Origin of the sequence: Mesorhizobium sp. M7A.F.Ca.AU.002.02.1.1 (assembly GCF_003998535.1) — a bacterium.
GTDB lineage: Bacteria > Pseudomonadota > Alphaproteobacteria > Rhizobiales > Rhizobiaceae > Mesorhizobium > Mesorhizobium ciceri.
The window spans coordinates 1-469 of the sequence record NZ_RZPB01001479.1; the positions used below are offsets into that span (position 1 = coordinate 1).

Here is a 469-nt window from a genome sequence, read left to right on the forward strand (position 1 = left end):
GTGCCGCAAGCTGCGGCGCATCAGGCGAAATCGCGGCGAGGGTTTCGAGTTCGGCCGAAAACGGCCCGCCACGCTCAAGCGCCGCCTTCAAGGCCGACGCCGCGATGGCAAGCGCGATCTTCGGCTGTCCCGCCGCCGCCTCGACCTTGCCGGACAGCTGCGACACAGACTGCTCCAGCGCTTTCAGCCGGCCATCCTGCGCGGTAGCCGCCTCGCCGGCCGACTTCACCTGCGCGTCGAGGCCTGCCAGTTTTTCGGTGAGCGGACCAAGATCGACCGGCGCCGCGCTGCCCGCCTTGCCGAGGGCGGCGACCGCCGTCTCGATCTGCGCGACCTTGTCGCCCAGTGCGGTGACGCCGGCCGCGTCGCCTGCTCCACCTTTCTCGACAGCCGATTTCAGCGCCGCGACATCAGCCTTGACCTGCTCCAGGCCCGAGGACAGCCCGACCACCTTCGCCGCTGCATCGCC

General features: G+C 70.1%; 1 pseudogene. It reads right to left on the reverse strand.

The window, feature by feature from the left end:
* Positions 1-469 (reverse strand): annotated as a pseudogene (locus EN879_RS38470) (phage tail protein); the annotation flags it as partial.